We start from the raw sequence: 24,300 nt of genomic DNA, 5'->3' as shown, positions 1-24,300 counted from the left end.
TTAAATAATAACTTTTTTAAATATAAAAATTTCTAATTATATACTATCACATCTACATAGGTAAATATGACTAGACAACCTTAATCATGAAAATCGATCGTATTTATTTAATATTATTCAGACATAATGATCCAAAATCTTCTATAAGGAATGAATTTAATAGTGGATAAAACGGTCAAACCAAGAATTGAAAGGTTGTTGTATGAAATTGGATATTTTGATTTAGAGTTTCAATCCATCACGACAACATTAGATAAAAAATTTGTCTATGAATATATCGGTTATATCGATGCACCAATATTTATTAAAGTATTGATTAGTAAAGCCGAAGTAGAAGTAATGGACTGCTATTTAACTGAGAAGCATTATGTACAATCCAAAAAGCTATCTATAGAGGAATTTATAAAATTATAGAAAGGAATTTTACATGAGAAATACAATTAATGTTAATTTATCAAAGTACATGGATGAGAAGACCGGGTTACTTACGGTTAGAGAATGGGATAATAGCAAAATTCATCAAAGCTGGAAAATAAATGAGGGAAGAATTATTGTATTTGAAAGTAATCTAGAGGATTTTCCAGCAAATGCTTTGTTACTCTTTGAAGATATAGATGAGTATATAGAAGCCATAAAGGATGTTAGGTGGATTAATTGTGAAGATTTCATTATTAATCATAGTGAAGATTTCAGGAAGATGGGTTTTCCATTTAGTTAGTTATTAAGAGTAAGTAACAATCTACGAACAAACATTCTAAAATATCATTCAAAACTAAACCAGAATATGGTAAAATTATTCCTAACAACTACATAGTATAGTGGGCGGTTGGCCATCTTCCTGATGAAGGGACGTGGTAAAGATGACGACATATGAAGCTCTGAGTTTGCTATTTCAATATAGTCTCTCATTCACAGCAGGATTAACACTAGTCATAACGATTGTCGTCTATCTAATAAACAGAAAGAAGTAACCGCCCCTGGACTGGTCGCGATTACTTCTTTTGTGATGGTCTTCAAACCGGTCAACCGCTCTTTATGCGGGTTGTAGTTGTATGGTACTTGGTAGTTACCGCTACTAAATACCTTTTCTTATTATTAGTATAAATTTCCACTAATATACTGTCAAGGTAGTTCAGCTTGGATTACTTAATTTATATGCTCTTGCACTTTTGTATTAATACTCCTTCACAATCCACTCACTCTCGTCCGTCTCATTATCCCAATATGAATATAACTCTACCAATTTTCCTTTCGAACTATTAATCTGTTCATCACTCAACCAAGATGTAATTTCATCTTTAATGAAGTACTTCTCTTGTATGAATGCTAAGTAATGTTTCGTATTAACTCCCCATCCGTTTATATACTGAATCACCTTTTCAATATCCTTATAAAAAGGACTGTCATTTACACCTTGACCCTTGAATTTCATTTCAATTGTTGCAACTATATCTATAACACAATCTTCTAACGATTCTTTCCATATTAAATCAGGATTTATCTCTACTATCACTAAGTCAACTCTTTGACCTTCCATGTGAAATTCAGTAAAGATTCTTAAATTATTATTCAATAAAAACACTTCTCCTAGTCTATGTCTCAGATGGAAATAAAAGGCATTTTTCATCGAACCTTCTTTTAGTAAGAACCCATTATTATAATCCCTGCTTAGATCTTCTTTCCATATTCTTTTGATAACCGAATCTATTATTGTAATTTTTTCAGTCCTAGAGTTTTTCATTAACAACGCTCGATTTATTTAGTATATTTAACTGTTAGCTTAAATATTTATTGTTATACAACCGTTTCTCGATAGAGTAAATAAATACTTAATGTAACCATAACAAGAACAAACATTCTATTACCCTATTCAAAACACCCCAATAATATGGTAATATATTCCTAACAACTACATAGTATAGTGGGCGGTTGGCCATCTTCCTGATGAAGGGAGGTGGTATAGATGACGACATATGAAGCTCTGAGTTTGCTATTCCAATATAGTCTCTCATTAACAGCAGGATTAACATTAATCATAACTATTGTCGTCTATCTAGTAAACAAAAAGAAGTAACCGCCCTGACCAAGGTAAAGTTACTTCTTTTTGCAATTCACAACTTATTGGTCAACCGCTCTTTATGCGGTATTGTAGTTGTGGTGCATAGTAGTTGGAGCTACTTTGCACCTTTTCTTATTATTAGTATAATTTTCCACTAGTATACTGTCAAGAGCACCTAGCAGACAATACTTAAGAACACAATGTATTGCATTAACGGTATAATATATACTATACATAGATTATAACTTTACCTAATTCATACCATACCTGGAGGACAACCCATGACCCAATCCATCCCACTAACTAACTGGAAATCTTTAGTCGAAAAGAAAATAAGCAAAAAAATCCTCATCAAAATGATGTGGAATGAACAGGAAAAGCTAACTCTTTTCATCACACCAAACATGAAAATCAATTCTTTTATATATGACGAAAAAGAAGGATATTTATTTTATGACGTTGCAGGAAAACTAATTGATTATCCCATTCCAAGTATCATAACGGAACAGAATATGATCGATGGCGAGATAGACTTTCAACAGATTCAAAAAGGTAAAATACAAATTAGTAAGCAACGACTTTCGAAAGAAGATATTCAAAATTTAATTAATCCATAACCTAAGAAGTAATCGTTCCGCTTTAGGGTTTACGATTACTTCTCTGCCTAACTATTTTTCCAATTTACTTATTCCTCACCATAAATGTACTCCTACGCAATTTTTTCTACTAGTCTCGGACCCTTTTTCACCATCCAATCCGATAAATTTCATACTATAAATGTCGAGTACTCCATCTGATGCTCTGATATCATAAAAACAGATGAAGGAGGGATAATGTGTTACGAGAACTAAACCTAGTGATTGACTATATTGAAGACCATTTAACTGATGACCTTTCTCTTGAAAACATATCCGATTACGCAGGGGTTTCTGATTACCACTTTAGACAGATATTTTTCTACCTCTCCGGGCTCACGCTAAGTGAATATATCAAGAACAGAAAATTAGCTGAAGCAAATAAGGAATTGCTTGAAGGTGCGAAAGTAACAGATGTTGCTTTTAAATATGGATATCAGTCAGTGGACGGCTTCACGAGAGCATTTAAGAAATGGAGTGGTTTTTTACCTTCCGAAGTCCTCAAGAAAGGGTTAAGTAAAACATTTCCCAAACTTTCCTTCATCATTACTGTAAAAGGAGGAACTAGTATGGAGTTTAGAATAGAAGAGAAATCAGCCTTTCATTTAGTTGGTGTTAGTAAGCGTGTACCGATGCAATTTCAAGGTGTTAATAACGAGATTGTCAAGCTAGCACAAAGCATTACTGAAGAACAACGGAGAGAAATGCGTTCGTTGCAAAATATCGATCCTTACGAAATCGTGAATGCTTCCTATAATGCCGATGCAAATTTCTTAAAAGAAGAGGGAGATTTAACCCATTTAATCGGTGTGTTAACAACTAAAGATGAAGTAAGTGATCAATTAGATGTTGTACCAGTTGAAAGCTATACTTGGGCAATCTTCCCAAATGAGGGGCCATTCCCATCTACATTACAGAATACAATGGCTAGAACTTATTCTGAATGGTTACCAACATCTGATTACCAGGTTATTAATGCCCCTACATTCTCTTTCACGAAGATGGATCCGGATAAAAAAGATTACGCCTACAGTGAAATTTGGATACCTGTTCAGAAAAAATAATGATAAGGTTCCCTCTCCAATCCGGGGAAGGAACCTTGTTTAATAGTCTTTAAATACTATTCCAATTAACTATATTTCTCAATAAACGCAACACACTCTTTGGCAATTAATTCTTTATCATTATCAAGTGTTGCAACGTGATAACTGTTTTCTAGGGTTACCATTCTTTTTTCTTCCGATGAAATATTCTTGTAGATTTCTTGTGAGTTTTCAGGGGGTACAACATGATCAACGGTAGATGATAATACTAAAGTAGGGACTGTTATTTTGGTTAAATTCTCTCGGACCATATTCATTAACGTTAGCAAGTCCCCCATTGATTTCACTGGAGTCTGTTCATAAGCAAGCTCTTTAATTCCCTCTTTTTTAATATCAGAACCAATTCCTGGTACAAATCGTGCACCTTCTTCTTTTAACCCTTGATAATACGTTGCAAACTCAGACATATTTATCGCAGCATTTATTGGCATAATACCAGCAATGTTAGGATGATTTTCAGCAAGATAAAGTGCTAGCGTTCCCCCCATAGACAAGCCAACTACGAAAATCGTTGAACATGTCTCTTTTAGCTTTTCTAAAGCCCCTTCCACCGTTGCAATCCAGTCTTTGTATGACGCTCTTTCCATATCTTCTGGATGTGTACCGTGGCCAGTTAGCCTTGGACCGTATACGGTATACCCGCTTTTAGCTATTCGCTCACCAATATAGCGCATACTCTGAGTAGTACCAGTGAACCCATGGCTAATTAGGACACCTATCTCATTTCCTTCAAAATAAAACTCTTCCGCTTCTTTCATGACAGGATACTTCTCCATTCAACCTCTCTCCCTTCTAGTATTCTATATCTCTATCTTATTCATTCGACAACAATGATTATTTCTCCTGCTCTATAGAGAAATGGAAAAATCGCTGGCAAATTTTGTTATAATAATGATAACTACATAAGTCATTCTGCAAAATAGCCAACATTAAAGGAGGAAATTAGATGGAACTAGGCGCATTCTCTATTAGCTTAGCTGTAAAGGACATCCACAAATCAAAAGAATTCTATGAAGCACTCGGATTTCAAACACTCGGTGGGAACATTGAACAAAATTGGTTAATTCTAAAGAACGGGGACACAGTTATCGGACTTTTCCAAGGGATGTTTGAGAAGAACATGCTTACCTTTAACCCAGGTTGGAATCAAAATGCCGAGAATGTCGAATCATTTACGGACGTTCGCGATATTCAAAAGGCATTGAAAGCTAAAGGTATTTCATTCGTACAGGAAGCAGACGAGTCAACTGAAGGACCAGCACATTTTACAGTAGTAGATCCTGATGGTAATCCGATTTTATTTGACCAGCATAGATAAGAAAAAGCCTTTCACTAATTTTTATTAGGTGAAAGGCTTTTTTGTCTATTACTTACCACAACATTTCTTATACTTCTTTCCACTCCCACATGGACATGGATCATTTCGACCAACTTTCTCTACCTTTTGTTTCGTTAAAGCATTGCTAGTTTTCGGTATAGGGTTTAAGAACTTTTTCTCCACTTCTAGCAATTCTGTAGGTGTATGTCCTTTTAAAAACCATTCCCTCGTGTTATTCATTAAATTAACGACAAGGTCCATTAATTCTTGTACTATCTCCATACTTTCAAATTCTAAGTTCGAAGCTAAAAATTTCATGACATCATTTGGGCTTTCTCCAATTCTCGTCGCATAGACACACTCTTCTACTAAACTATCCGCTTCGTTCTTTTTAATTACAAAGTTCTTTGTAAGATAATGTACTAGTTGCTGATAGCTTCGATTCCTATCGACAAAACCTGATTCCCCTGCTTTCAGTAATTGTCCTTTCGTAAACGGATAATAGGATATATTCTCCCTTTTTCGATGCTCGGCTAGCACCTTACTTGGATCAAATACGCGTAGATTGGAATAACCATCACTATCTACAGAATGTTCTTTACGATAGGTATTGGCAGAATGCAATACATTAAAGTAGGCTCGTAACTCTACTTTTTCGTTTGTGTATTTTTCTATGAAATCGATTAATGTTGATGTTCCTAAAGTACCGTAGTAATACAACAGACCGTGCGTTAGCTTTAACCATTCGGTATTTCTTTTGATTATAGCTCTAATTGTAACGTTTTTTTCCAAAGTAAGTATGGGTTCAATTAACTCTGTTGGTAATGCTAGTATTTTGTTGCCCATGTATGTTCCTGTATAAACCATACCGCTTGATCGCCAGTAGCTGATTTGTTTATTTTCTATGTTTATTGCTTTCACATATCCGTCATTACGAACCATACTAACTAACATTCGGAACCGTTCTTCATCGAATTCAAGACATATTTTTTCTAGTAAAGATGGTAATGTTTCTTCAATTCGAGTAATTAATTCTGCTTTTCTTAAACTACTAGCTCTCTGTATATCTAGAAACTTTCGTATATCATCTAATTCATATTTCGTATATTTAGTTAAACCTTCATGCAGTGTGAAAGGTATCTTTATATCTGCCCAAAATCGTTTATCTTGTTTTTGTTCCATGTCACGTTGCATTTCCTTTAATCCCGTCAATGCGTTTAACATCGCTTTTTCTACGTCTTTATCTGTTCGGTTTACCATGATAGACACTCCAATTATAAATTATCGTGTTTCATTATACAGGAAAAATAATATAGTTTGCGATAATTTAGAGTACAATTTTTTTAAATGCTGAAATTTATGAGTGCAACTACAAAATAGTATCATTAAATCCGAATTGAAAAGGAATACTAATAACTACTGTTTTATTACTTGTATTTTGTAAAAAAGAATGGTGATATTGTGTCTCAACGAAAAAAACATGCCATACTCTTTATGATTGTTTTCATGACTAGTTATTATAGCTGGATATGGATATTTATAGACCAGCCTTGGATGCGTGCATTTGGTTCTGCGATATTCCCTATTATTGGAGCTACCATTTCAATTTATTGGTTATCGCGACCTTATTCTATACTTCCACCTGTTCATAGAAGATTTATTCTAATGGTAAACACTGGTTTAGTTCTATTTCTCATATCCAATGGAATTTGGTTATTCTTTCTACTAACAAATATTTTTTTGGATTTCCCTCAAACAGCCTGGATATTTTGGGTGTTAGCAGATGTGCTTTTCTTGGCAGCCTTAATCTATAAACTAAGATTACTATATAAATCTAACTCTATGGGGCCGTTTCTATTTAATATCATCATTTTTATGATTGCTGCAACAACATTTAGTATCCATTTCCTAATCAATCCAATCGTAGATATTTCTAAGCAATATCAATCTTCTCTCTTTCTTAATACGCTGTATCCTATTTTAGATTTAGCAATTGCATTCGTTATCATTAATATCTATTACATGACGAGACATAAAAAGGAAAGATTAACGTATCAATTTCTCACCCTGGGGTTTTTCGTACAAATTATTACAGATACAGTTTATGCCGTTCTATTAATTAATGATAAGTATACTTACGGCAGTGTTATCGATCCGTTATGGATACTGGCGATTTTATTTATTGGTTATTCAGGATTATATGTGGAAGAAGAAGAGGAAGAGAAATTTTGGATATTTCGTTCCAAGCTTGTTACTTCCGTTGATAATGGTCTAATTTTCAATGCTAGTGTTATTATTCTTACTGCTCTCGTGTTGGAAAGCAATAATTGGGAATGGGACAGTTTAACTTTTGGTTTAGTCATATCCATCATCTTCATTGTCATAAGGCAAATCATTATCATTAAACAAAATCGTTCATTATTAGAGGAACTTTGGCACAGTGCATACCATGATAAACTTACTGGCCTAACTAATCGTACAAGCTTTCTAAGAGATATAAAAGACTTAATCAAATTTTCAAAACAAAAAAAGAAAAAGTTCGCTATTTTCCTGTTTGATTTTGATCGGTTTAAAAATATAAACGATACACTAGGACATAATGTTGGAAATCAAGTTTTACGAGAATGTGCAGTACAATTAAAGAAATCTATTTCCGAGGTAGATCGGGTATATCGTCTAGGCGGAGACGAATTTACTATCATCCTTCAAGATAAATCCAAGGAATCTTGTAAGCGTGTGGCAGAATCTATTTTGAATCATTTTGCTAATCCGTTGTTGTTTAATCAGTACCATATTTCTATTAAGCCAAGCATCGGCATTAGTATTTTCCCGGATAATGGTGAAACAATAGAAAAACTCATGAAAAACGCTGATATCTCTATGTACCTTGCAAAAAGTAGAGGTGGAAATCAATATACATTCTATAATTCCGAATTAAACAACATGGTGGAACGAAAAATGATGATGGAGCACGATTTAGAGAGAGCTATTCAAAAAGGGCAATTCATACTCCATTATCAGCCTAAAATCAACTTACAGACTAGAAAAATTGTTGGAGTGGAGGCATTAGTTCGTTGGAAGCATCCGCTTCTTGGTACGGTTCCTCCTACTGAATTCATCGCCATAGCAGAAGAAACTGGTCAAATTGTCGCTATTGGTAACTGGGTCTTACACACTGCCTGTAACCAAATAAAGAAGTGGAAACAAATGGGTTACGATCATTTACATATGGCAATCAATGTGTCTGCGCGACAATTTGAAGATAAGAATTTCATTAGTGATGTAAAGGAAATCATAGATAAAACCGGTGTTCATCCATCAGATATTGAATTAGAAATTACGGAAAGTGTTGTTAAGAATATTGCTGATTCGTCTCGAATTCTAAAGGAACTGGATCTTATGGGGATTAGAGCTTCTCTTGATGACTTTGGTACCGGATATTCCTCTCTTTCTGTTCTCAAAGACTTACTAATTGACGCTATTAAAATTGATCGCAGTTTCATTCAAGAACATACAGATGCTGATATTGCAATGATGAAATCTATTATGAACATTGGATTTAATTTTAATTTGGAAGTTATTGTAGAGGGGATTGAACATGAACAACAGGTAGAAGCATTACTGGCTATAAGTAATCGTACTATATTTGGACAAGGATATCTATTTAGTAAGCCAGCAAGTGCGGAGGAGATTGAGAAGTTGTTCTAGTGGGATAGGGAGTCTAACGCCCTGTCTCACTTTTCATATGATGAGTTTTATATGGGTATGTGATCCTGCACCCACCTAAGTAACTAACCAATAGACGGTTAAGAATAACGCTACTGTAACTAAAATCAAATAAGGATTGTATGATTAGTTGTTTAAATTTCTTTTCGTCACTTTGTGCATCTTGACTTTCTTTGAATAAGGATAATAGTCCAGATGTGAATATCACATCCCATAGTTTCCAAGATTGTTTTTCCTTGTTATTTTTCTTCAATTAAATCCATCCTTTTCAAAGTATTTCTTCCTCTATCTTTGTGTTGAATAGTTTGGAAATAATGAGACTTTCTAATTAACTTTTCCTAATTAACTCTTTCACCCAGTCAATCCCTTCCTTCACAAATTGCTCTGAAGGGTTTGTGTGTGGTGTATGTTCAAATACAAAATAGATGCTTGAATTGCTTTCTAGTTCCGTAATAATGTCTTATACATTGAAATGTACTTCGTCGTTTTCATGGGAAGGATGTATGGGCACCCAGGTGTATTTATCATCGTGATATTCAACATTATGTAAATGTACAACCTTTATATACTTTTTCCATTTAACGATATAATCTAATGCTTTATCACCTCTAGCAATTAAGTAATCACCTATATCAATACAGAGGTTAATGCCATACTTATCCCAAATTTCGATAGGAAAGTTATCAAGTGATTCTATGCCGAAAGTGGATCGATTTATACCAAGTTTTGGTTCACATACGATTGGTATAGAATATTTAAGCTGTAATGCATGCAACCTTTTTAATCCCTCTTCAATATTTTTGATAGTATCGGTATCTCTTTCTTCTTTGAAATATGGAAAGTGTACAAGTATGTACTTAGCACCAAGTTGTGACATTATTTTAGTTTCTTCTTCAAACTGCTCCCAAGCTTGCTCAGGTTCATATTGTACTTTTTCTAATAAATCATATTTACTCCTATTTCTATATAAAGGAGAGTGTAGACCAAGAGACATATTCGTTTCATTTAGCAGTTCTAAAAATAGATGGAAAGACTCCTGATTAGGGAACTCTCCAATTTCTATATGGTCCATATTTTTATTAAATAACTTTGGGAATTTATTTGGATCTGTCATTATGACACTACCTGAAAGACCTAGTTTATGTTCCATAAATAGATTACATCTCCTCTTCTGTATTTCTTTAACTATACCTTCTGTTTCAATTTATTCTTTATCCGAATACACTTGTTTAAATGGATAAAGTTATGCCTTGTAGCAGGCATAAGAAATAATCCCCCAATGTCTTTTTTACTCCAATATTCTGCTAACCATTGTGATTTTTTCTGTAAAGCATGTTCATCAAATAAGCGATTTATCTTCTTTTGATCAATTTTCATCCTAAATTGACCAGGAATTAATCTAGAAATTATCTCTTGTGTTTGCTTGCCAACAGATTTTCTATACTCTAGTAATGCATTTAAATTTATGGTGGAGCTTAACAGAGTAATTTCCTCCACACTCATATCATTGCCTGAATGAGTAAATGGAATATTCATTTGCTCAAGCCAATTGGACATATGAAGAACTTGTTTATTATCGTCGATTAAAATATTCATCGTCATGTCCTCAATTCGAGTCATATGCCATAGGTGCCATGCTATGGAATTTTTAGTATCAGGAGTAGATACTGGGTATTGCCTAAATGTCTCTCCTTCTAGGTTCTCCAATAGGTCATCCGCTAACGTTAATTTACTGTTTAAGCTATCGATAGAAACATGTAGAAAGGAGTGTAATGTTTGAAGTACATGTACAGCCTCTTTATGTCTCTCTGGTATTAACGTACATTCTCTAAATATTTTATGGTTCTCATTCCATTTTTTTCTCTGGTTCTTATCCACGCGAAGTAACCTCGATCCATATCAAATTAATTTATACATCGATTAGACTATACTCATCGTCTCGTAATCGTACTACTGTATAGTTTCTACTACTTTCAAATTCTCTCAGCCTAGTTTCAATACTCTTCCCTGATGCGTCCTTAAAAACATCGTCTCTATCATAATGAGGAAAGATTACTTTTTCTGTTAAATTTAGTGCCGTTAAATCCTTTAACTCGACTGTATCCATCTCTGGAGTAAAATGTTTTACTATTTCAATATCAGGACCTAGAATAACGGCCCCAGCACTTACACCTACAATGATAGTTGGTTGCATTGCTAATTCTTTTAGAATCAAATCAGCCCCGCTTTTTTTCATATGGAATAACAATTGAAATGGATATCCACCATTTAAATAAATGATGTTGTACTGTTTGAGCTTGTCAACTTCATCATGCTCAACATCAAGGAAATCTACCTGATTTATTCCCATATCCATTAGGTCATTCTTTGCCTTTATAGCAAACTTATTCTTTTCTTTAAGTGGGGATGCTGTAGTTATGATGACAGCTTTAGGATTAGCTAGTTGCTCTCTAACTATTGTTTTAAATTCTTTCTTAATTGAATCTGTATAGAAGCCACTTGAGGTTAGAAATATTTTAGCCATGTAGTTTCCTCCTTTTGCTTTTGGTGAGTGACGGTTGTTCCTGGTTAAAATGGGTAACGGGCTATCATCAGGGCTATGAGTGACCGTTGCGTCTGGATAATACGAGTTACGGGCATTCACTCACGCTATGAGTGACCGTTGCGACAGATTTAAACCGATAACGGGCTCTCATTCACCCTATGAGTGACCGTTGCGACAGATTAAAACGAGGAACGGGCATTCATACACGCTATGAGTGACTGTTGCGACAGATTAAAGCGAGGAACGGGCAGTCATACAAGCTATGAGTGACCGTTGAGCCAAATTAAAATGGGGAACAGGCAGTCATTCTCGCTATGGGTGACCGTTGCGACAGATTTAAACCGATAACGGGCTCTCATTCACCCTATGAGTGACCGTTGCGACAGATTAAAACGAGGAACGGGCAGTCATTCTCGCTATGAGTGACTGTTGCGACAGATTAAAGCGAGGAACGGGCAGTCATACAAGCTATGAGTGACCGTTGAGCCAAATTAAAATGGGGAACAGGCAGTCATTCTCGCTATGAGTGACCGTTGCAACAGATTTATACGAGTTACGGGCATTCATTCATGTTATGAGTGACCGTTGCAACAGATTTAAACGGGTAACGGGCATTCATTCTCCCTATGAGTGACCGTTGCAACAGATTTAAACGGGTAACGGGCATTCATTCTCCCTATGAGTGACCGTTGCAACAGATTTAAACGGGTAACGGGCATTCATTCTCCCTATGAGTGACCGTTGCTCAAGGATAAAACGAGTTACGGGCTCTCATAAATGAATATCTGAATTCTTCCATTCAAATACCTCTGAGTTACCGCCTTCCCCTATTTTTCTACCAATATCCACCATCACAACTCTCCTCGTATAGATTAATAAGCAATTTTTTCACATATTAATTTACCTTATATTTATCCGAGCTTATTATGTTATTTAATACCAAGTCCATCTCCTCAATTAACACTTTGCTTGTATCTAAAAATTGTTTCTCCTCAATACTTGAATCCCTATATTCATCCATAAGAACAAGACAACGTTCTCCCATTCTATGCTCTGGTTTTCTTAAATTATCTCTTTCTATTAGAGTCTCTATATCAGTCCATAAAACAATGTATTTAAGGCAAATATCTTCTTCTTTTAAACCTTCTTTCAACCATCTGACCTCATTTGGAAAAGTTACATAATCAATTACTACATCACACCCAGAGTTTATAAAGTTCTTCGTTAAACTTAAGATATTCTTCCATATTAAGGTGTTTTCTTCCTCACTTAGCCAAGGTTTTTGTCTTCCATTTATATGCATATGACTAATGTAATCACCGGAAATATATGCACTATTACTTAGAACTTTTGCTAGCTTTATGGCAGTTGTTGACTTGCCAACACCAGCTGGACCAGAAATAATAAAAACATTTTTTTGCAACTTAATGGACCTCCAATGTATTATTCCTACGGGTAAGGTTCTAGGAAACATTCATCTCATCCTTCATAAACAATAGTAACACAATATTTCTGAATATTATTAGTATTTTAATCAAAAGAAAAAGATGACCATTATGATCATCTTTTCCATATTTGTAACAGAGCTACTATAATAACTCTTTATTCTTTTCATACGATTTTTTAAGAGAGAGGTATTCTACGAAAAATAAGATTAATCCTCCTACAATTGACACTCCGATATTTCCTAACCATTCTTTTAAACTATCAGGAAACATAAATAATAAAAACACGAGATTGAAAATAATTACAAAACTAACTGATTTACTTAGTACAAATTTTAATTGCTTGGAATATGCTTGATCTGTTGCTATATCTGCATGCTCCATACCTGACAAAATATATCGGATAAATACATAGCCTATAAAAACCCAAATTGCCAAGAAGATAGAAACTTCTAGATTGATATGTAGAATTGGGATATACCTACTACTTATAAATAGTCCAATTAAAAGTAGTACTAGAAAAATTGCCCCTTCAGCTAAATAATATAAAATTTTTCTCTCCCGATACTCATCATCTGGTAATAAGAACGATATCCAAGATTTCATTAGTCCTCTACCTCCCAAAATAATTCATCTAATGTTTTATTAAGTTCCTTTGCTATAGCGATACAAAGTTGAAGTGTTGGATTATATTTTCCATTTTCGATTAACCCAATTGTTTGTCTTGTCACTCCAACTCTGTTTGCCAATTCTCCTTGCGTTATTGATAATTTGATTCTTTCTATTTTTACATTATTTTTCATAGACTCACCTTTTTGCAATTTATATGTTGCATATGTAATTTATATATTACATCAATAAATATGAGATGTCAATTTAAGAAAAAGAAAATCTTAGTCCAAGGACGATAAACCTGTCCTGTACATCCGTAAGAAAAAGCGATGCTTAGATAAAACATCGCACTCATTCCTACAAGAATAGATAGTATTAATCTAAATCATTTTCTTGCTCTACTTTTAAAATTCTTCCAGACCTTGCAACAATCTCCACTTCAAAAATTCTATTATCTGCAGTTAGAATAAAAACTTCATATACTAATACACCATTTTCTAAATCCATATCCACATGGATAACTGTTCCAGGTACACGTTTCAGAGCAATTTCTTGAGCTTGTTGCATCGTAACTCTTTGTCGATACATCGGTGTAGGGTTGCCTTGATAATAATTTTCATACATTGGGAATTCCCCCTTCTAAATATAATTAACTCATTTATCTATATGAACGAACTAATTTATAGGTGCAACATAAGAATAATCTTCTACTTCGCTTCTTTAATACTACAGTTTATTGAACCCATAACAAAAAAGGCGCTAAACCATATAGTTTAGCACCTTTATATTGTCTCTCTCTTTTATCTCAGGATTATCCCGTTACTACATCGCTTAACTACTTCACAGCAAATGCAGTCCGACTATACCCTTCTTTCGTCTTCTTCACTTCTAGCACGGCCGGGAACATAGCCTTAAGTTCTTTTACGTGTGAAATAACACCAATCATGCGTCCAGATTGTTGAAGTTCAATTAGTGTATCAATTGATTTATGAAGGGATTCTTCATCAAGCGATCCGAAACCTTCATCAATGAACATCGTCTGAATCGAAATATTTCCTTGGAAACTTTGAATGACATCAGACATACCAAGGGCAAGGCAGAGCGATGCATTGAACTTTTCCCCACCAGATAACGTTTTTACATCACGGGTTTGACCGGTATACGTATCAAACACATCCAGGGCTAAGCCACTTTGTCTTCCGTGAGATTCTTGGCGGTCGCTACGGATAAGATAAAATTGTCCATTGGAGAGTCTTCTTAAACGACCATTCGCTGCATCGATAATTTGCTCCAAATATTCAATAAGCAAATACCGTTCAAAGGAAATCTTCTTATCATTATGTCCTCTAACGACATTATACAAGTCTGTGATGACAGAGAACTGTTTCTCTTGTTCGATAACCTGTTCGTGTGCCTCGAGGATTTTCGTTTTTAAATCGATTGCATCTTTATGATATTCCTTGGATAGATTCAACTTATTAAGGGCAAGTTCATACGCTTCCTTCAGTTCGCTAACTTGCTCTTTTAATTCACTTAAATCCACCTTCTGCTTATCTTTTAATTCTTCCTTAATCTCAAGCAGTTGTTGTTTTAGTGTACCGATTTTTTCGTTAAACTGACGAATACCTTCTTTTAGTGTTTGTCTTTCACCTTCAGATAATTTCGCTTCTTTATATACCTCTTCGGATGAAAATCCTGCTTTTGTCAGAGCTGCTTGGAACTCTTCGTCTGCATGTTCTAGTTTTGCCTTTGTTTCAGCAAGCTGCTTGGTCGCATGTCCTAGATTAGATTCTGCTTTAGTCATTTCATCTTTTGCAGTCTGGAATGCTTTTTGTGCTTCTTCCCAAGCTTTTTCTAGCAACATTTTTTGATTTTCTGACTCTCGAATCTGTTTCTCTAGTTCAGATAATGCTCTAACTTCTACCGGTACTCTACCTAAACGTTCCTTATAAACCGCTTTTGTCGTTTGATAAGCTGTTATCTGTTCTTGATACTCTTTTTCAAACTTTTCTTTCTTAATTTCTAGTTGTTTAATCAATTGGTTGAGTTTGTCTTGTTTTTCTTTTTCTTCATTTACTTTTTTGCGGAGTTTTTGTAGCTCTTCTACTTCAATTGCTAATCGTTTTCCTTCTGCTACTAATTCTTTATTAATTGCATCTGCATGAGTAGGATCAATTCCCCTATTTTGTAATGCTTCTCCTCGTTCTTTTAATAATGATCCATTTGATTTTTGATCAGCAAGGACCGTTCGATAAAGGGTGTCTTTTTCATCTCTGTCTTTTTTCAACGTGTCTAACGTTTCTTTTGTTACTTCCTGATTATTATTGGTAGCTTTATTCGGATGTTCCACACTACCACATACTGGACAAGCTTCCCCATCATGAAGGTGCACTGCTAGTTGGCTTGCTTGGTTAGATAACCAAGCTTCCTCCATTTCTTGATAAGCAGCATTTGCCTTTTCGAATTTAACTTGTTTTTCTTTTAAATCAGCATTAATCGTAGTTTGCTTATCTCTCGTCTGAATATAATCTCTTAGTAAGACAGCTTTTTCTCGCATGTCTGTTAATTGGTTCTGCTTATCTGGCAACTCACCAACTGCTAGGTCCATTCTTTTTATTTCTTCTGTTAAATTATCTAATCCTTGCTTCATACTAACAAGCTCATTTCTTGCTTGTTCAAAGTCCGATTTCGCTTTAATCCCTTTTGTCTTAATTACTTCTAGTGCTTGTTTACGTTCTTCAATGTCTTGAACGAGTGGGACAAATTCATGCAAGCTAGTTAACTTTTTAGCCGTTTCTTCACGCACATCTTTCTTACTTTCTTCTGCTTCATAGCGTGCCTGTGCTGTAGAAAGTTTTTCTTCTGCTGTTTTCTTTAAATTGTCAGCTGCATGTAAAGCAGTCACTTTCTCTTTTTCTTCTTTTCGCCAGGATTTTACTTGCTTTTCATAAAATTCGATTTGGCTAGCCCGTTCCGCTTCTTCAAGCTGCTTCTCTTTTTGCTTAAACAGTGGTACTTGTCCTTCTAATTGTTTAAACTCTGCTTCTTTTTGCTCCAAGACCGTGAACCGTTCATTAAGTGCTTCAGCTAAATTCAATTCTTTTTGCTTTTTATCGTGGGTTTTATATGCTTGTTCATAATTCTCTTTATCGATAACTATCTGCTTTTCATAAAAAGTGATTTCTTCCTCTAGCCCGGCATCTATTTGATTGATATTCTTGTATTCTTCCGAAAGGACATCAAATAATAGCGAGTCCTCTCTTCTTGGTAGGGCGGTACCAATTGATTGGACATAGTTATCTCGCGTTTGTTTAATTTGAAAATGTTCCCGTTCTACTGCATCACGTTTCTTTTTCAAAATCTCGTTAATTTGCTTGTAATTATCCGTTTTAAACAGTCGACGTAAAATGGCTTCTTTGTTTTCCGTTTCTGAAGTTAATAGTTTACGAAACTCCCCTTGGGGTAGCATGACAATTTGTTTAAATTGATCTTGAGTTAATCCGATTAATGATTCTACTTTCTCATTAATTTCCGAAACAATTTGTCGGTCTACACAAGGAATTTCTTCCCCATCCACTTGTTCATAAAACTCATACCGTTCTCCTGTTTTCGTTTTGTTTCCTTGTTTTACATGCCCTAATTGACGGAGAATACGATACGTTCTTCCTTGTAATTCAAAGGTTAATTCTACTGCTGTATGGGTATCATCATCTGCAAAGTCACTTCGTAGCATCTTGTTATTCTCACGGTCTGAACCACTGGCACTACCGTACAAAGCAAAACTGATTCCATCAAAGATTGTCGTTTTACCAGCACCAGTATTCCCTGAAATGACAAATAAATGATGCTGATCCAGTTCTCTAAAATCGATCGTTTCTGTATATTTATAAGGACCGAATGCGGTCATTTTTAATGTTAATGGCTTCAACTTATATCCCCCTTAATTCCGTACGAATTCTTTTTGTTTTGTATCTGTTTGCGTTTCACGCTGATTCGTTAACAGTTCATCCAACACTTCTTTAAAGAGGTTTTCTGTCTCATCTTTCGCTTCTTCTCCTTTTACTTCTTTGTAAAAGGCTTTAAATAAATCTAGTTCACTCATCTTACTGCGGTCTTTTACTTCTTCCCCATCAACGCTCGGTGCGAATGCATAATTCTTTCGTTCTACATGCATCGCATTTGGATAAACGGAACGCACTTTTTCCATTGGTGATAAAACAGGTGTCTCGTCTAGCAATTTAACAAACACGTAATCTTCATTTACTGGATGTTGCATTAAGTCATCGATTGTTGCCTCGACCGTACGGATATCACGTCTCGGTGTTAAGCTGCGTTTATCAAGGGATACATTACCTTCCCCATCCATCTCCACAACATAGAAAACTTTGTTATGATGTTCTTCTGATATGGAATATTTCATCGGTGAGCCTGCATAACGAATATTATCTTGTAACACTTTATGGGCCTGATGTAAGTGACCAAGAGCTGTATAGTGGAAATCAGTAAAATGATGAGCATCGACATATTCCGCTCCGCCAATCGATAGTGGACGCTCCGATTCACTCGTGTTTGGTTCCTCTTCCCCCATTGGCGTAACAAAAGCATGTCCAACATAAACATGACGTGCAAATTCATTCCTATTTTCCTTAATCGTCTCTACAATTTTCTTCGCTGCATCATTATGTGAACGAATCTCTTCATCATCAAATGCTGTACGAACAACACTAGGATCCGCATATGGAACGAGATGAAAGTGTACTTCACCATGTTCATCTTCTAGTACGATAGGCTCGATTTCTTTAGTAAAGTTTCCGATAATATGCAAACCATTACGTTGCGTAATTTTACTAACAAAGTTTAATCGACTAGGACTGTCATGGTTACCTGCGATAGCAAGTACAGGTGTGTTCAAATCTAATACAATTGTTTCTAATACGTCCGTTAATAATTGAACCGCTTCCGTTGGTGGCACTGCTCGGTCATACAAATCTCCAGCAATAATGACGGCATCGGGCTTTTCTTCTTCAATCGCTTTTAAAAATTGTTCAAGAATATATTTCTGGTCTTCTGTCATATAAACGCCTTGCACCAATTTCCCTAAGTGCCAATCAGCAGTATGGAAAAATTTCATCGTATCCTCTCCCTATATTAAGTTTGTTTATTTTTTACATTGGATTTTTAAATTTGAAAGAGTTTCAAAAGGAAAGATCATCGTAGAAAACTAGTTATCTATCAATAAAATTCGAAGTATAATCTAATACTATTTTATTATATCAAATTACAGCTACCACTCCCTTGTATAATTTTGGAATCCTTACATTTTAGTTGGAAAATGAATGAAGTATTTTGAATAGAATCGAAGCTTGCACTTCAGGGGAAAGTTGTGGAAATGAATCGGTATTAGTATAACAAAAAATAGATTATGAGACAAGATAATAATTGGAATTTTTAAAATATTATAGGTAGAACCCCTCCATAAGGAAGGATCCTATCTATTCTTTATTCCTAAACGGACTATTAATCGATAAAATTGTAATTAGCTGCTTGCTTAATTCTTCCGTAGGAGTTGCATAATCTTGCCTATTCCATTCCATAATCAAACCAAGAATTGCATTTGCTTGATAACTAATTAAATAATCCATTTGCACTTCTAGTTCAGGATTTATATGGTTATTCTCTAAAGACTCATACATAAATTTCCGAACCGTATCGAACAACAAATAATAGTACATCATTGGAATCTTTTGATGGAATATAATCTGATAGAAACTTTTATAGCGGTTTACATGGTCGAATATCTTGATCATTTCAGGGCGAATGTACTGAATCCGAAAGCCTGTCCGGTAATATGGTTCTTCATATGCTTTTTTAAAATCTTCGACAATGACCTCTAAATAATGTTTAAAAACACCATGGACATCTTTGTAATGGGAATAGAATGTTCCACGATTTACTTTTGCTAATCTGCATAATTCTGCTACAGAAATAGAATCTAGTGCCTTCGTTTTTAATAAAGTTAAGAGCGCATTACGCAAACTTTCCTGTGTTTTCATAACCCGTAAGTCTTGTTTCAAAATTTTACCCTCCCTTTATTAAACAGTTTCTTGTACATCTGTTCAATAATGTACAGTTCGACCTTTTTCTGTTGATTGTATCTTTTGAAATCGTTTTATATAATTTTAATGTACACGTGTATAGTATCTTTTTTCAACTATTTAGGAGGAGGAAAAAGTATGAAATTACAAGATAAAGTCGCAGTAGTTACAGGTGCTGCATCAGGAATGGGAAAAGCAATCGCGGAAACTTATGCGCGTGAAGGTGCAAAAGTGATCGTTGCTGACCTAAACTTAGAAGGTGCTGAAGCAGTGGTAAAAGAAATTACAGATAACGGTGGTATCGCTAAAGCAGTTCAAGTGAATGTTGCTAAACAAGAAGACATCGATAATATGATCGATACAGCTGTGAATGAATATGGAACACTTGATATTCTTGTTAATAATGCTGGAATCATGGATGGATTTGAGCCTGTTGGCGATATTCTTGATGAACGTTGGGACTTAATTTTTGATATTAATACTAAAGGTGTTATGCGTGCGATGCGTAAAGCAATTCCTATTTTCTTAGAAAAAGGAAAAGGGAATATTATTAATACAGCATCAACTGGTGGATTAAACGGAGCACATGCTGGAGCAACATATGGTGCTTCCAAACATGCAGTAATTGGATTAACGAAGAACACTGGATATATGTATGCACAAAAAGGAATTCGTTGTAATGCAATTGCACCAGGTGCTGTTGCAACAAATATTTCCGCATCAATGAAAAATATTAATGCATTTGGAATGGAACGTACAAAAGTAGTTCAAGGTGTCATTCCTCGTGTTGGACAACCAGAAGAAATTGCTCAAGTTGCGTTATTCTTAGCTTCTGATGAATCAAGCTTTGTAAACGGTACAGTTATTACAGCTGATGGTGGTTGGACAGCAGCGTTTTAATCTATCTTTCAAACAAAAAGAAGTAACCGCCCTCTTGACCATGGCAAGTTACTTCTTTTTGCATTTTTACAACAAACGGTCAACCGCTCTTTATGCGGAAATGTAGTTGCGGTACTTAGTAGTTCGCAGCTACTAAGTACCTTTTTCTTATTATAAGTATAAATTCTTCATTTCATACTGTCAATCCAACGCTTCAGTAAATATACAGTGAAGTAGATAGAACTATACCGTTTTTCGTGTTGTAATAATCGCCAACAACACAGCACTTATTCCCCCAACTAATTTGCCAACAATCATCGCAAATACAATCTCTTTATTTACTCCCGCGACAAATCCTAAATGACCACCTAACACAAAAGCACCACTTACTGCAAAGGCTACATTCACTACTTTCCCCCTCGAATCCATATGCTCTAAGATAGAAAGTGTCGGAATGATATGGGCAAGTGATGCGACAATGCCTGTAGTAGATGTGTCACTAATACCTAACTTTTCACCTAGCTTTTCGAGTGGCTTTTTAAATAGTAGCGAAATCATTTTTACTAAAGGAAAGGCACCAGCAAGAAAGACGGCAATCATCGCAACAATTTGGACTCCCTCTTCTAGAGGAGCTAAATTTGGGATTATAACAAATCCAGTAAACGTCTCAACAGAAATAGCAGCTAGTCCGATTATCGCGATAATTTCAATTCCTTTTGCAAAAACGGAAAATCCAGCAATCATCTTCCCTGGGATTTTCACCAATCCAATCGAGATGAATATGGACAAGACTATTGTCGGGATTAAGTTTTTCACAATCATGAAAAAGTCAAAACCGGCAACAAGTCCACCAACTAAACAACCGAGTGGTACCGTTATTAATCCAAGTAAGATTCCTTTCGCAAAATATGAATGGTCCTCTTTTTTAATAATTCCTAAAGCTACTGGAATGGTAAAAGCAATCGTCGGTCCCATCATCGTCCCTAAAAAGACCCAAGCGAATAATTCCGCTTCTTTACTTTCAGCCATTTCCGTAGCTAACGAATACCCGCCCATGTCCAGAGCAAGTATCGTGTTTGGAAAAGAAGCAGGATCTGCACCGATTAAATTGTAGATAGGAGCAATGATCGGTGTTAGAACAGATGCAATGACAGGTGCAAAGGAAATTATTCCGACCATGGAAAGTGTCAATGCACCCATTGTCATAAATCCTTCTGTAAAACGTTCACCTAAACCCAGTTTATTCCCTATTATTTTATCGATTGCACCAATACATAGTAAGCCCATCACGATTAGTACAATTATGTCATTAATACCCATATTATTCCTCGCACTCCAATAGTCTTCGAATAGAAGGACGTTCTTTATTTTCCTCGTACTTTCTCATGTCTTGTCACATAAAGCATCCCTGGTAAAAGTACAAAAGCAACTATGACTAGTAAGATTGCCATTTTATGCAAATTCGCATCTGTCATACCCATTGCAAAAACAATGCCGTAAATACTCGATGCTAATATATTACCGATAAATCTTGAAGTCATCAATAGGCCGGACGCAATTCCACTTTCTTCCCGCTTAATAAATGAAAACAATAAATTTTGCAATCCAATATTTTGAATCCCATTACTAATACCAGTAACAGCAAGAACAACCCCTACCCAGAATAATACAGAAGATTCTCTTACTGTAAATAATAGTGCCACACCAACAACTCCGATGATGACACTAACGAGAAGTGGAATTCTGAAGCCCGCCCGCTCCATCCATCTCGTAGCAATAGGTGTCATAATCATGGCAAATATCGATAAAGAAAGCATTACGATTCCAGCCATTTGCGAACTCGCTCCTAAGACACTTTGTATAAACGTCGGAAAACTTAGTAATATCGCAAAGAAAATAACGGTCGAAAGGATGTACTGGCCATAAATAAGTGTTATATTTAAATTTTTCCGGAAGAAATTGACATTAATAAATGCATCCTCTCTTTTCTTTTCATAGAAATAAAATACTATCGTTAAAACAAGTGCTAAGATCAACGTGCCAAACTGTACTCCTTCTTCTAAACCAAGTAAGAAGACCATCCAACAAGTGATAAATGCACTAAAAAGTATAATGCCAACATAATCCCATTTATATGATGTTACAACACCTTTTTCATCTTTCGGTACAAATAAAATCGTCATTATAATTCCTACTGCAATGATTGGTAAATTGACATAAAAAATAACTGGCCATCCGCCAAATTGAATGAGCAGTCCACCAATTGTTGGCCCAAAAGCAGCAGATGTCGTTGCAAAAACAGATAAAGTTCCGATAACCCGATTCTGGTTTTGTTGAATAGTGTTTCGAACAATTCCTACCCCAGCCGGAAACAGTGCAGAAGTTCCTATTGCTTGTATTCCACGCATAGCTAGAAGCACTGGCATATTCGGAGATAACGGCGCCAAAATGGATGATACAACAACTAAAGCTAATCCAACCATGTAGATTAATTTCCTTCCGTAAATATCGCTTAATTTCCCAATTAGAGGAGTAAAAATCGCACTAATAATAAAATACGAGGCAATTAGCCAAGAAATATCCGTAGCATTCAGTTGGAAATCTTTTTGGATTGCCGGCAACGCCACGGTGATCATCGTCGTATTCAGTGGATTTAGAATTACTCCTGTTGATATAGCAAAAATAATAAGTTTATCTTTGTTGTTTTTCATTATATTTCCCCTCATCATTCATACTAATTAAACTATTGTATCATTTTCACGAAAAAATGCTTAGGTTTCGTATTGAAACCTAAGCATTAAGAAATTTATTGTTCATCTGAATTCGGTTTTCCCCGCATTAACTTTTCAAACCGCTTCAATTGTTCGTCATTCATTTGCGTAAGTGAAGTAAACTCAGCACGGTCCACACTTAAACTCATGCCGATTTGTTTCCCTTTGGAGTCATTGATAATACTTTCTTTTTTTCCATCTGGATGTGGAGTTGTCTCGGTACCAGTATCTCTTTCTGGCATGGTCTTCTCCCCTACTTATTGACGCTTTTTCGTCTTCTTGTTGTTGTACTTCTCATTCGGTGTCAGAGGTTCATTGGCAAATTCATGATCAAACTTCTTCGAAAGCTTTTTTCTAACAGCTTGTTCATCACTGAATCCGCCACTACTTAGCTTTTACTTTCCCATGAATAAACACCTCCCCATACCTATGTTTTGCAGTTATAGGGGAAATATGTGTTATTGTAAGAAGGGAAATTTTATTAAAATTTTCTATGGGACTTTTTTTGCAATTTAATAATTGGGATTATAGAACGTTTCTATACGACCTTTTCCTTCTCTAAATTTTAATTCAGGGTCATAGAACGCTTCTATGCGACTTTTTCCTTCTCTAAATTTTAATTCGGGGTCATAAAACGCTTCTATGTGACCTTTTCCTTCTCTATATTCCAATTTGGGGTCATAGAACGCTTCTACGTGACCTTTTCCTTCTCTAAATTCTAATTCGGGGTCATAAAACGCTTCTATGTGACCTTTTCCTTCTCTATATTCTAATTCGGGGTCATAAAACGCTTCTATGTGACCTTTTCCTTCTCTATATTCCAATTTGGGGTCATAGAACGCTTCTATGTGACCTTTTCCTTCTCTATATTCTAATTTGGGGTCATAAAACGCTTCTATGTGACCTTTTCCTTCTCTATATTCTAATTCGGGGTCATAGAACGCTTCTATGTAAATTAATTAAAGTTACTATGATTCAAACAAACAAATAAAGTAGGGAAACCATTCTCATGGCTTCCCCCTTATCAAACCGCACGTGCCCTACTAAGGCATACGGCTTACCAATATGTTACAATGATTATCAATAAGATGCCTTCCAGGCATTTTGCATCT

At 35.3% G+C, this 24,300-nt stretch carries 26 protein-coding genes and 1 pseudogene; 8 read left to right on the top strand and 19 right to left on the bottom strand.

The features are described 5' to 3' along the window. Positions 1-150: 150 nt before the first annotated feature. Positions 151-414, top strand: a complete 264-nt coding sequence (locus IEV35_RS12260; protein WP_229740742.1) for a hypothetical protein — start codon at positions 151-153, stop codon at positions 412-414. A gap of 13 nt (positions 415-427) precedes the next feature. Next, complete coding sequence (locus IEV35_RS12255; RefSeq protein WP_188384946.1) at positions 428-718, top strand: hypothetical protein; 291 nt, start codon at positions 428-430, stop codon at positions 716-718. A gap of 456 nt (positions 719-1,174) precedes the next feature. Here IEV35_RS12255 and IEV35_RS12250 read toward each other — a convergent pair whose 3' ends face one another. Then, positions 1,175-1,573 (bottom strand): hypothetical protein, encoded by a 399-nt coding sequence (locus IEV35_RS12250; RefSeq protein WP_229740741.1) that lies wholly within the window; start codon positions 1,571-1,573, stop codon positions 1,175-1,177. A gap of 390 nt (positions 1,574-1,963) precedes the next feature. Here IEV35_RS12250 and IEV35_RS20180 point away from each other — a divergent pair, with 390 nt between their 5' ends. The 3 genes from IEV35_RS20180 (at position 1,964) to IEV35_RS12240 (ending at position 3,758) form a co-directional block, all read left to right on the top strand. Further along, positions 1,964-2,074 carry a putative holin-like toxin gene (locus IEV35_RS20180; protein ID WP_229740740.1) on the top strand — a complete coding sequence of 37 codons (111 nt, stop codon included), beginning with the start codon at positions 1,964-1,966 and terminating at the stop codon, positions 2,072-2,074. Between the two features lie 266 nt (positions 2,075-2,340). Continuing rightward, positions 2,341-2,676, top strand: a complete 336-nt coding sequence (locus tag IEV35_RS12245) for a hypothetical protein (RefSeq protein WP_188384944.1) — start codon at positions 2,341-2,343, stop codon at positions 2,674-2,676. 218 nt (positions 2,677-2,894) lie between these two features. Then, a complete protein-coding gene (locus tag IEV35_RS12240) occupies positions 2,895-3,758 on the top strand; it encodes an AraC family transcriptional regulator (RefSeq protein ID WP_188384943.1) in 864 nt (287 codons plus the stop codon). A 65-nt stretch (positions 3,759-3,823) separates the two neighbouring features. On the opposite strand, the gene IEV35_RS12235 is transcribed toward IEV35_RS12240, so the two are convergent. Next, positions 3,824-4,573, bottom strand: a complete 750-nt coding sequence (locus IEV35_RS12235) for an alpha/beta hydrolase (protein WP_188384942.1) — start codon at positions 4,571-4,573, stop codon at positions 3,824-3,826. A gap of 170 nt (positions 4,574-4,743) precedes the next feature. Between IEV35_RS12235 and IEV35_RS12230 the strand changes: the two genes are divergently transcribed. Further along, complete coding sequence (locus IEV35_RS12230) at positions 4,744-5,115, top strand: VOC family protein (protein WP_188384941.1); 372 nt, start codon at positions 4,744-4,746, stop codon at positions 5,113-5,115. A gap of 48 nt (positions 5,116-5,163) precedes the next feature. Here the strand turns inward: IEV35_RS12230 and IEV35_RS12225 are convergent, their stop codons facing one another. Next, positions 5,164-6,375 carry an SEC-C metal-binding domain-containing protein gene (locus tag IEV35_RS12225; protein WP_188384940.1) on the bottom strand — a complete coding sequence of 404 codons (1,212 nt, stop codon included), beginning with the start codon at positions 6,373-6,375 and terminating at the stop codon, positions 5,164-5,166. Positions 6,376-6,546: 171 nt separating this feature from the next. Here IEV35_RS12225 and IEV35_RS12220 point away from each other — a divergent pair, with 171 nt between their 5' ends. After that, positions 6,547-8,823 (top strand): putative bifunctional diguanylate cyclase/phosphodiesterase, encoded by a 2,277-nt coding sequence (locus IEV35_RS12220; RefSeq protein ID WP_188384939.1) that lies wholly within the window; start codon positions 6,547-6,549, stop codon positions 8,821-8,823. A gap of 13 nt (positions 8,824-8,836) precedes the next feature. Here the strand turns inward: IEV35_RS12220 and IEV35_RS12215 are convergent, their stop codons facing one another. The 11 genes from IEV35_RS12215 to IEV35_RS12165 all read right to left on the bottom strand — a co-directional run bounded on the left by IEV35_RS12215 (position 8,837) and on the right by IEV35_RS12165 (position 19,517). After that, on the bottom strand, positions 8,837-9,094 hold the full coding sequence (locus IEV35_RS12215) for a hypothetical protein (protein WP_188384938.1): 258 nt from the start codon (positions 9,092-9,094) through the stop codon (positions 8,837-8,839). A gap of 207 nt (positions 9,095-9,301) precedes the next feature. After that, complete coding sequence (locus IEV35_RS12210) at positions 9,302-9,991, bottom strand: sugar phosphate isomerase/epimerase family protein (RefSeq protein WP_229740739.1); 690 nt, start codon at positions 9,989-9,991, stop codon at positions 9,302-9,304. A gap of 35 nt (positions 9,992-10,026) precedes the next feature. Beyond that, complete coding sequence (locus IEV35_RS12205) at positions 10,027-10,719, bottom strand: DinB family protein (RefSeq protein ID WP_188384937.1); 693 nt, start codon at positions 10,717-10,719, stop codon at positions 10,027-10,029. Positions 10,720-10,750: 31 nt separating this feature from the next. Next, positions 10,751-11,365 carry a Type 1 glutamine amidotransferase-like domain-containing protein gene (locus IEV35_RS12200; RefSeq protein WP_188384936.1) on the bottom strand — a complete coding sequence of 205 codons (615 nt, stop codon included), beginning with the start codon at positions 11,363-11,365 and terminating at the stop codon, positions 10,751-10,753. Positions 11,366-12,281: 916 nt separating this feature from the next. Next, entirely contained in the window at positions 12,282-12,809 is a 528-nt protein-coding gene (locus tag IEV35_RS12195; RefSeq protein WP_229740738.1) for a P-loop nucleotide/nucleoside kinase family protein, read from the bottom strand. A 166-nt stretch (positions 12,810-12,975) separates the two neighbouring features. Further along, a complete protein-coding gene (locus IEV35_RS12190; RefSeq protein ID WP_188384934.1) occupies positions 12,976-13,437 on the bottom strand; it encodes a DUF3278 domain-containing protein in 462 nt (153 codons plus the stop codon). Beyond that, on the bottom strand, positions 13,437-13,634 hold the full coding sequence (locus IEV35_RS12185; protein ID WP_188384933.1) for a helix-turn-helix transcriptional regulator: 198 nt from the start codon (positions 13,632-13,634) through the stop codon (positions 13,437-13,439). Before IEV35_RS12185 ends, IEV35_RS12190 begins: the two co-directional genes overlap by 1 nt. A gap of 184 nt (positions 13,635-13,818) precedes the next feature. After that, positions 13,819-14,067 carry a PepSY domain-containing protein gene (locus IEV35_RS12180; RefSeq protein ID WP_188384932.1) on the bottom strand — a complete coding sequence of 83 codons (249 nt, stop codon included), beginning with the start codon at positions 14,065-14,067 and terminating at the stop codon, positions 13,819-13,821. A 211-nt stretch (positions 14,068-14,278) separates the two neighbouring features. Next, positions 14,279-17,371, bottom strand: a complete 3,093-nt coding sequence (locus IEV35_RS12175; RefSeq protein ID WP_188384931.1) for an AAA family ATPase — start codon at positions 17,369-17,371, stop codon at positions 14,279-14,281. A 12-nt stretch (positions 17,372-17,383) separates the two neighbouring features. Beyond that, positions 17,384-18,574, bottom strand: coding sequence for an exonuclease SbcCD subunit D (locus tag IEV35_RS12170; protein WP_188384930.1), 1,191 nt, complete (start codon positions 18,572-18,574; stop codon positions 17,384-17,386). Between the two features lie 361 nt (positions 18,575-18,935). Next, on the bottom strand, positions 18,936-19,517 hold the full coding sequence (locus IEV35_RS12165; protein ID WP_188384929.1) for a TetR-like C-terminal domain-containing protein: 582 nt from the start codon (positions 19,515-19,517) through the stop codon (positions 18,936-18,938). A gap of 159 nt (positions 19,518-19,676) precedes the next feature. Between IEV35_RS12165 and IEV35_RS12160 the strand changes: the two genes are divergently transcribed. Next, the gene (locus IEV35_RS12160) at positions 19,677-20,438 is read left to right on the top strand and encodes an SDR family oxidoreductase (protein WP_188384928.1); all 762 of its coding nucleotides are present in this window, start codon (positions 19,677-19,679) and stop codon (positions 20,436-20,438) included. 222 nt (positions 20,439-20,660) lie between these two features. Here the strand turns inward: IEV35_RS12160 and eutH are convergent, their stop codons facing one another. The 5 genes and pseudogenes from eutH to IEV35_RS12135 all read right to left on the bottom strand — a co-directional run bounded on the left by eutH (position 20,661) and on the right by IEV35_RS12135 (position 24,012). After that, positions 20,661-21,737 (bottom strand): ethanolamine utilization protein EutH, encoded by a 1,077-nt coding sequence (eutH, locus tag IEV35_RS12155; protein WP_188384927.1) that lies wholly within the window; start codon positions 21,735-21,737, stop codon positions 20,661-20,663. A gap of 44 nt (positions 21,738-21,781) precedes the next feature. Then, positions 21,782-23,128, bottom strand: a complete 1,347-nt coding sequence (locus IEV35_RS12150) for an MFS transporter (protein WP_188384926.1) — start codon at positions 23,126-23,128, stop codon at positions 21,782-21,784. 95 nt (positions 23,129-23,223) lie between these two features. Continuing rightward, positions 23,224-23,430 carry a hypothetical protein gene (locus tag IEV35_RS12145; protein WP_188384925.1) on the bottom strand — a complete coding sequence of 69 codons (207 nt, stop codon included), beginning with the start codon at positions 23,428-23,430 and terminating at the stop codon, positions 23,224-23,226. 15 nt (positions 23,431-23,445) lie between these two features. After that, positions 23,446-23,562, bottom strand: a pseudogene (gene sspO, locus IEV35_RS12140) (small acid-soluble spore protein SspO); the annotation flags it as partial. 138 nt (positions 23,563-23,700) lie between these two features. Continuing rightward, complete coding sequence (locus IEV35_RS12135) at positions 23,701-24,012, bottom strand: hypothetical protein (protein ID WP_188384924.1); 312 nt, start codon at positions 24,010-24,012, stop codon at positions 23,701-23,703. Positions 24,013-24,300 lie beyond the last annotated feature (288 nt).

The sequence above is a fragment of the Ornithinibacillus halotolerans genome (assembly GCF_014637405.1).
In the GTDB taxonomy this organism is placed as follows: domain Bacteria; phylum Bacillota; class Bacilli; order Bacillales; family Amphibacillaceae; genus Ornithinibacillus; species Ornithinibacillus halotolerans.
The sequence above is the reverse complement of the archived record's forward strand: the minus strand, read 5'-3'. Positions and strand labels throughout refer to the sequence as shown.

Bases quoted from the DNA above. Each gene is read 5' to 3' on its own strand.
- IEV35_RS12245 (WP_188384944.1), top strand. From the start codon at position 2,341: ATGACCCAATCCATCCCACTAACTAACTGGAAATCTTTAGTCGAAAAG.
- IEV35_RS12230 (WP_188384941.1), top strand. From the start codon at position 4,744: ATGGAACTAGGCGCATTCTCTATTAGCTTAGCTGTAAAGGACATCCAC.
- IEV35_RS12150 (WP_188384926.1), bottom strand. From the start codon at position 23,128: ATGAAAAACAACAAAGATAAACTTATTATTTTTGCTATATCAACAGGA.
- IEV35_RS12170 (WP_188384930.1), bottom strand. From the start codon at position 18,574: ATGAAATTTTTCCATACTGCTGATTGGCACTTAGGGAAATTGGTGCAA.
- IEV35_RS12160 (WP_188384928.1), top strand. From the start codon at position 19,677: ATGAAATTACAAGATAAAGTCGCAGTAGTTACAGGTGCTGCATCAGGA.
- eutH (WP_188384927.1), bottom strand. From the start codon at position 21,737: ATGGGTATTAATGACATAATTGTACTAATCGTGATGGGCTTACTATGT.
- IEV35_RS12235 (WP_188384942.1), bottom strand. From the start codon at position 4,573: ATGGAGAAGTATCCTGTCATGAAAGAAGCGGAAGAGTTTTATTTTGAA.
- IEV35_RS12255 (WP_188384946.1), top strand. From the start codon at position 428: ATGAGAAATACAATTAATGTTAATTTATCAAAGTACATGGATGAGAAG.
- IEV35_RS12190 (WP_188384934.1), bottom strand. From the start codon at position 13,437: ATGAAATCTTGGATATCGTTCTTATTACCAGATGATGAGTATCGGGAG.
- IEV35_RS12225 (WP_188384940.1), bottom strand. From the start codon at position 6,375: ATGGTAAACCGAACAGATAAAGACGTAGAAAAAGCGATGTTAAACGCA.
- IEV35_RS20180 (WP_229740740.1), top strand. From the start codon at position 1,964: ATGACGACATATGAAGCTCTGAGTTTGCTATTCCAATATAGTCTCTCA.
- IEV35_RS12210 (WP_229740739.1), bottom strand. From the start codon at position 9,991: ATGGAACATAAACTAGGTCTTTCAGGTAGTGTCATAATGACAGATCCA.
- IEV35_RS12260 (WP_229740742.1), top strand. From the start codon at position 151: ATGAATTTAATAGTGGATAAAACGGTCAAACCAAGAATTGAAAGGTTG.
- IEV35_RS12180 (WP_188384932.1), bottom strand. From the start codon at position 14,067: ATGTATGAAAATTATTATCAAGGCAACCCTACACCGATGTATCGACAA.
- IEV35_RS12145 (WP_188384925.1), bottom strand. From the start codon at position 23,430: ATGCCAGAAAGAGATACTGGTACCGAGACAACTCCACATCCAGATGGA.
- IEV35_RS12200 (WP_188384936.1), bottom strand. From the start codon at position 11,365: ATGGCTAAAATATTTCTAACCTCAAGTGGCTTCTATACAGATTCAATT.
- IEV35_RS12185 (WP_188384933.1), bottom strand. From the start codon at position 13,634: ATGAAAAATAATGTAAAAATAGAAAGAATCAAATTATCAATAACGCAA.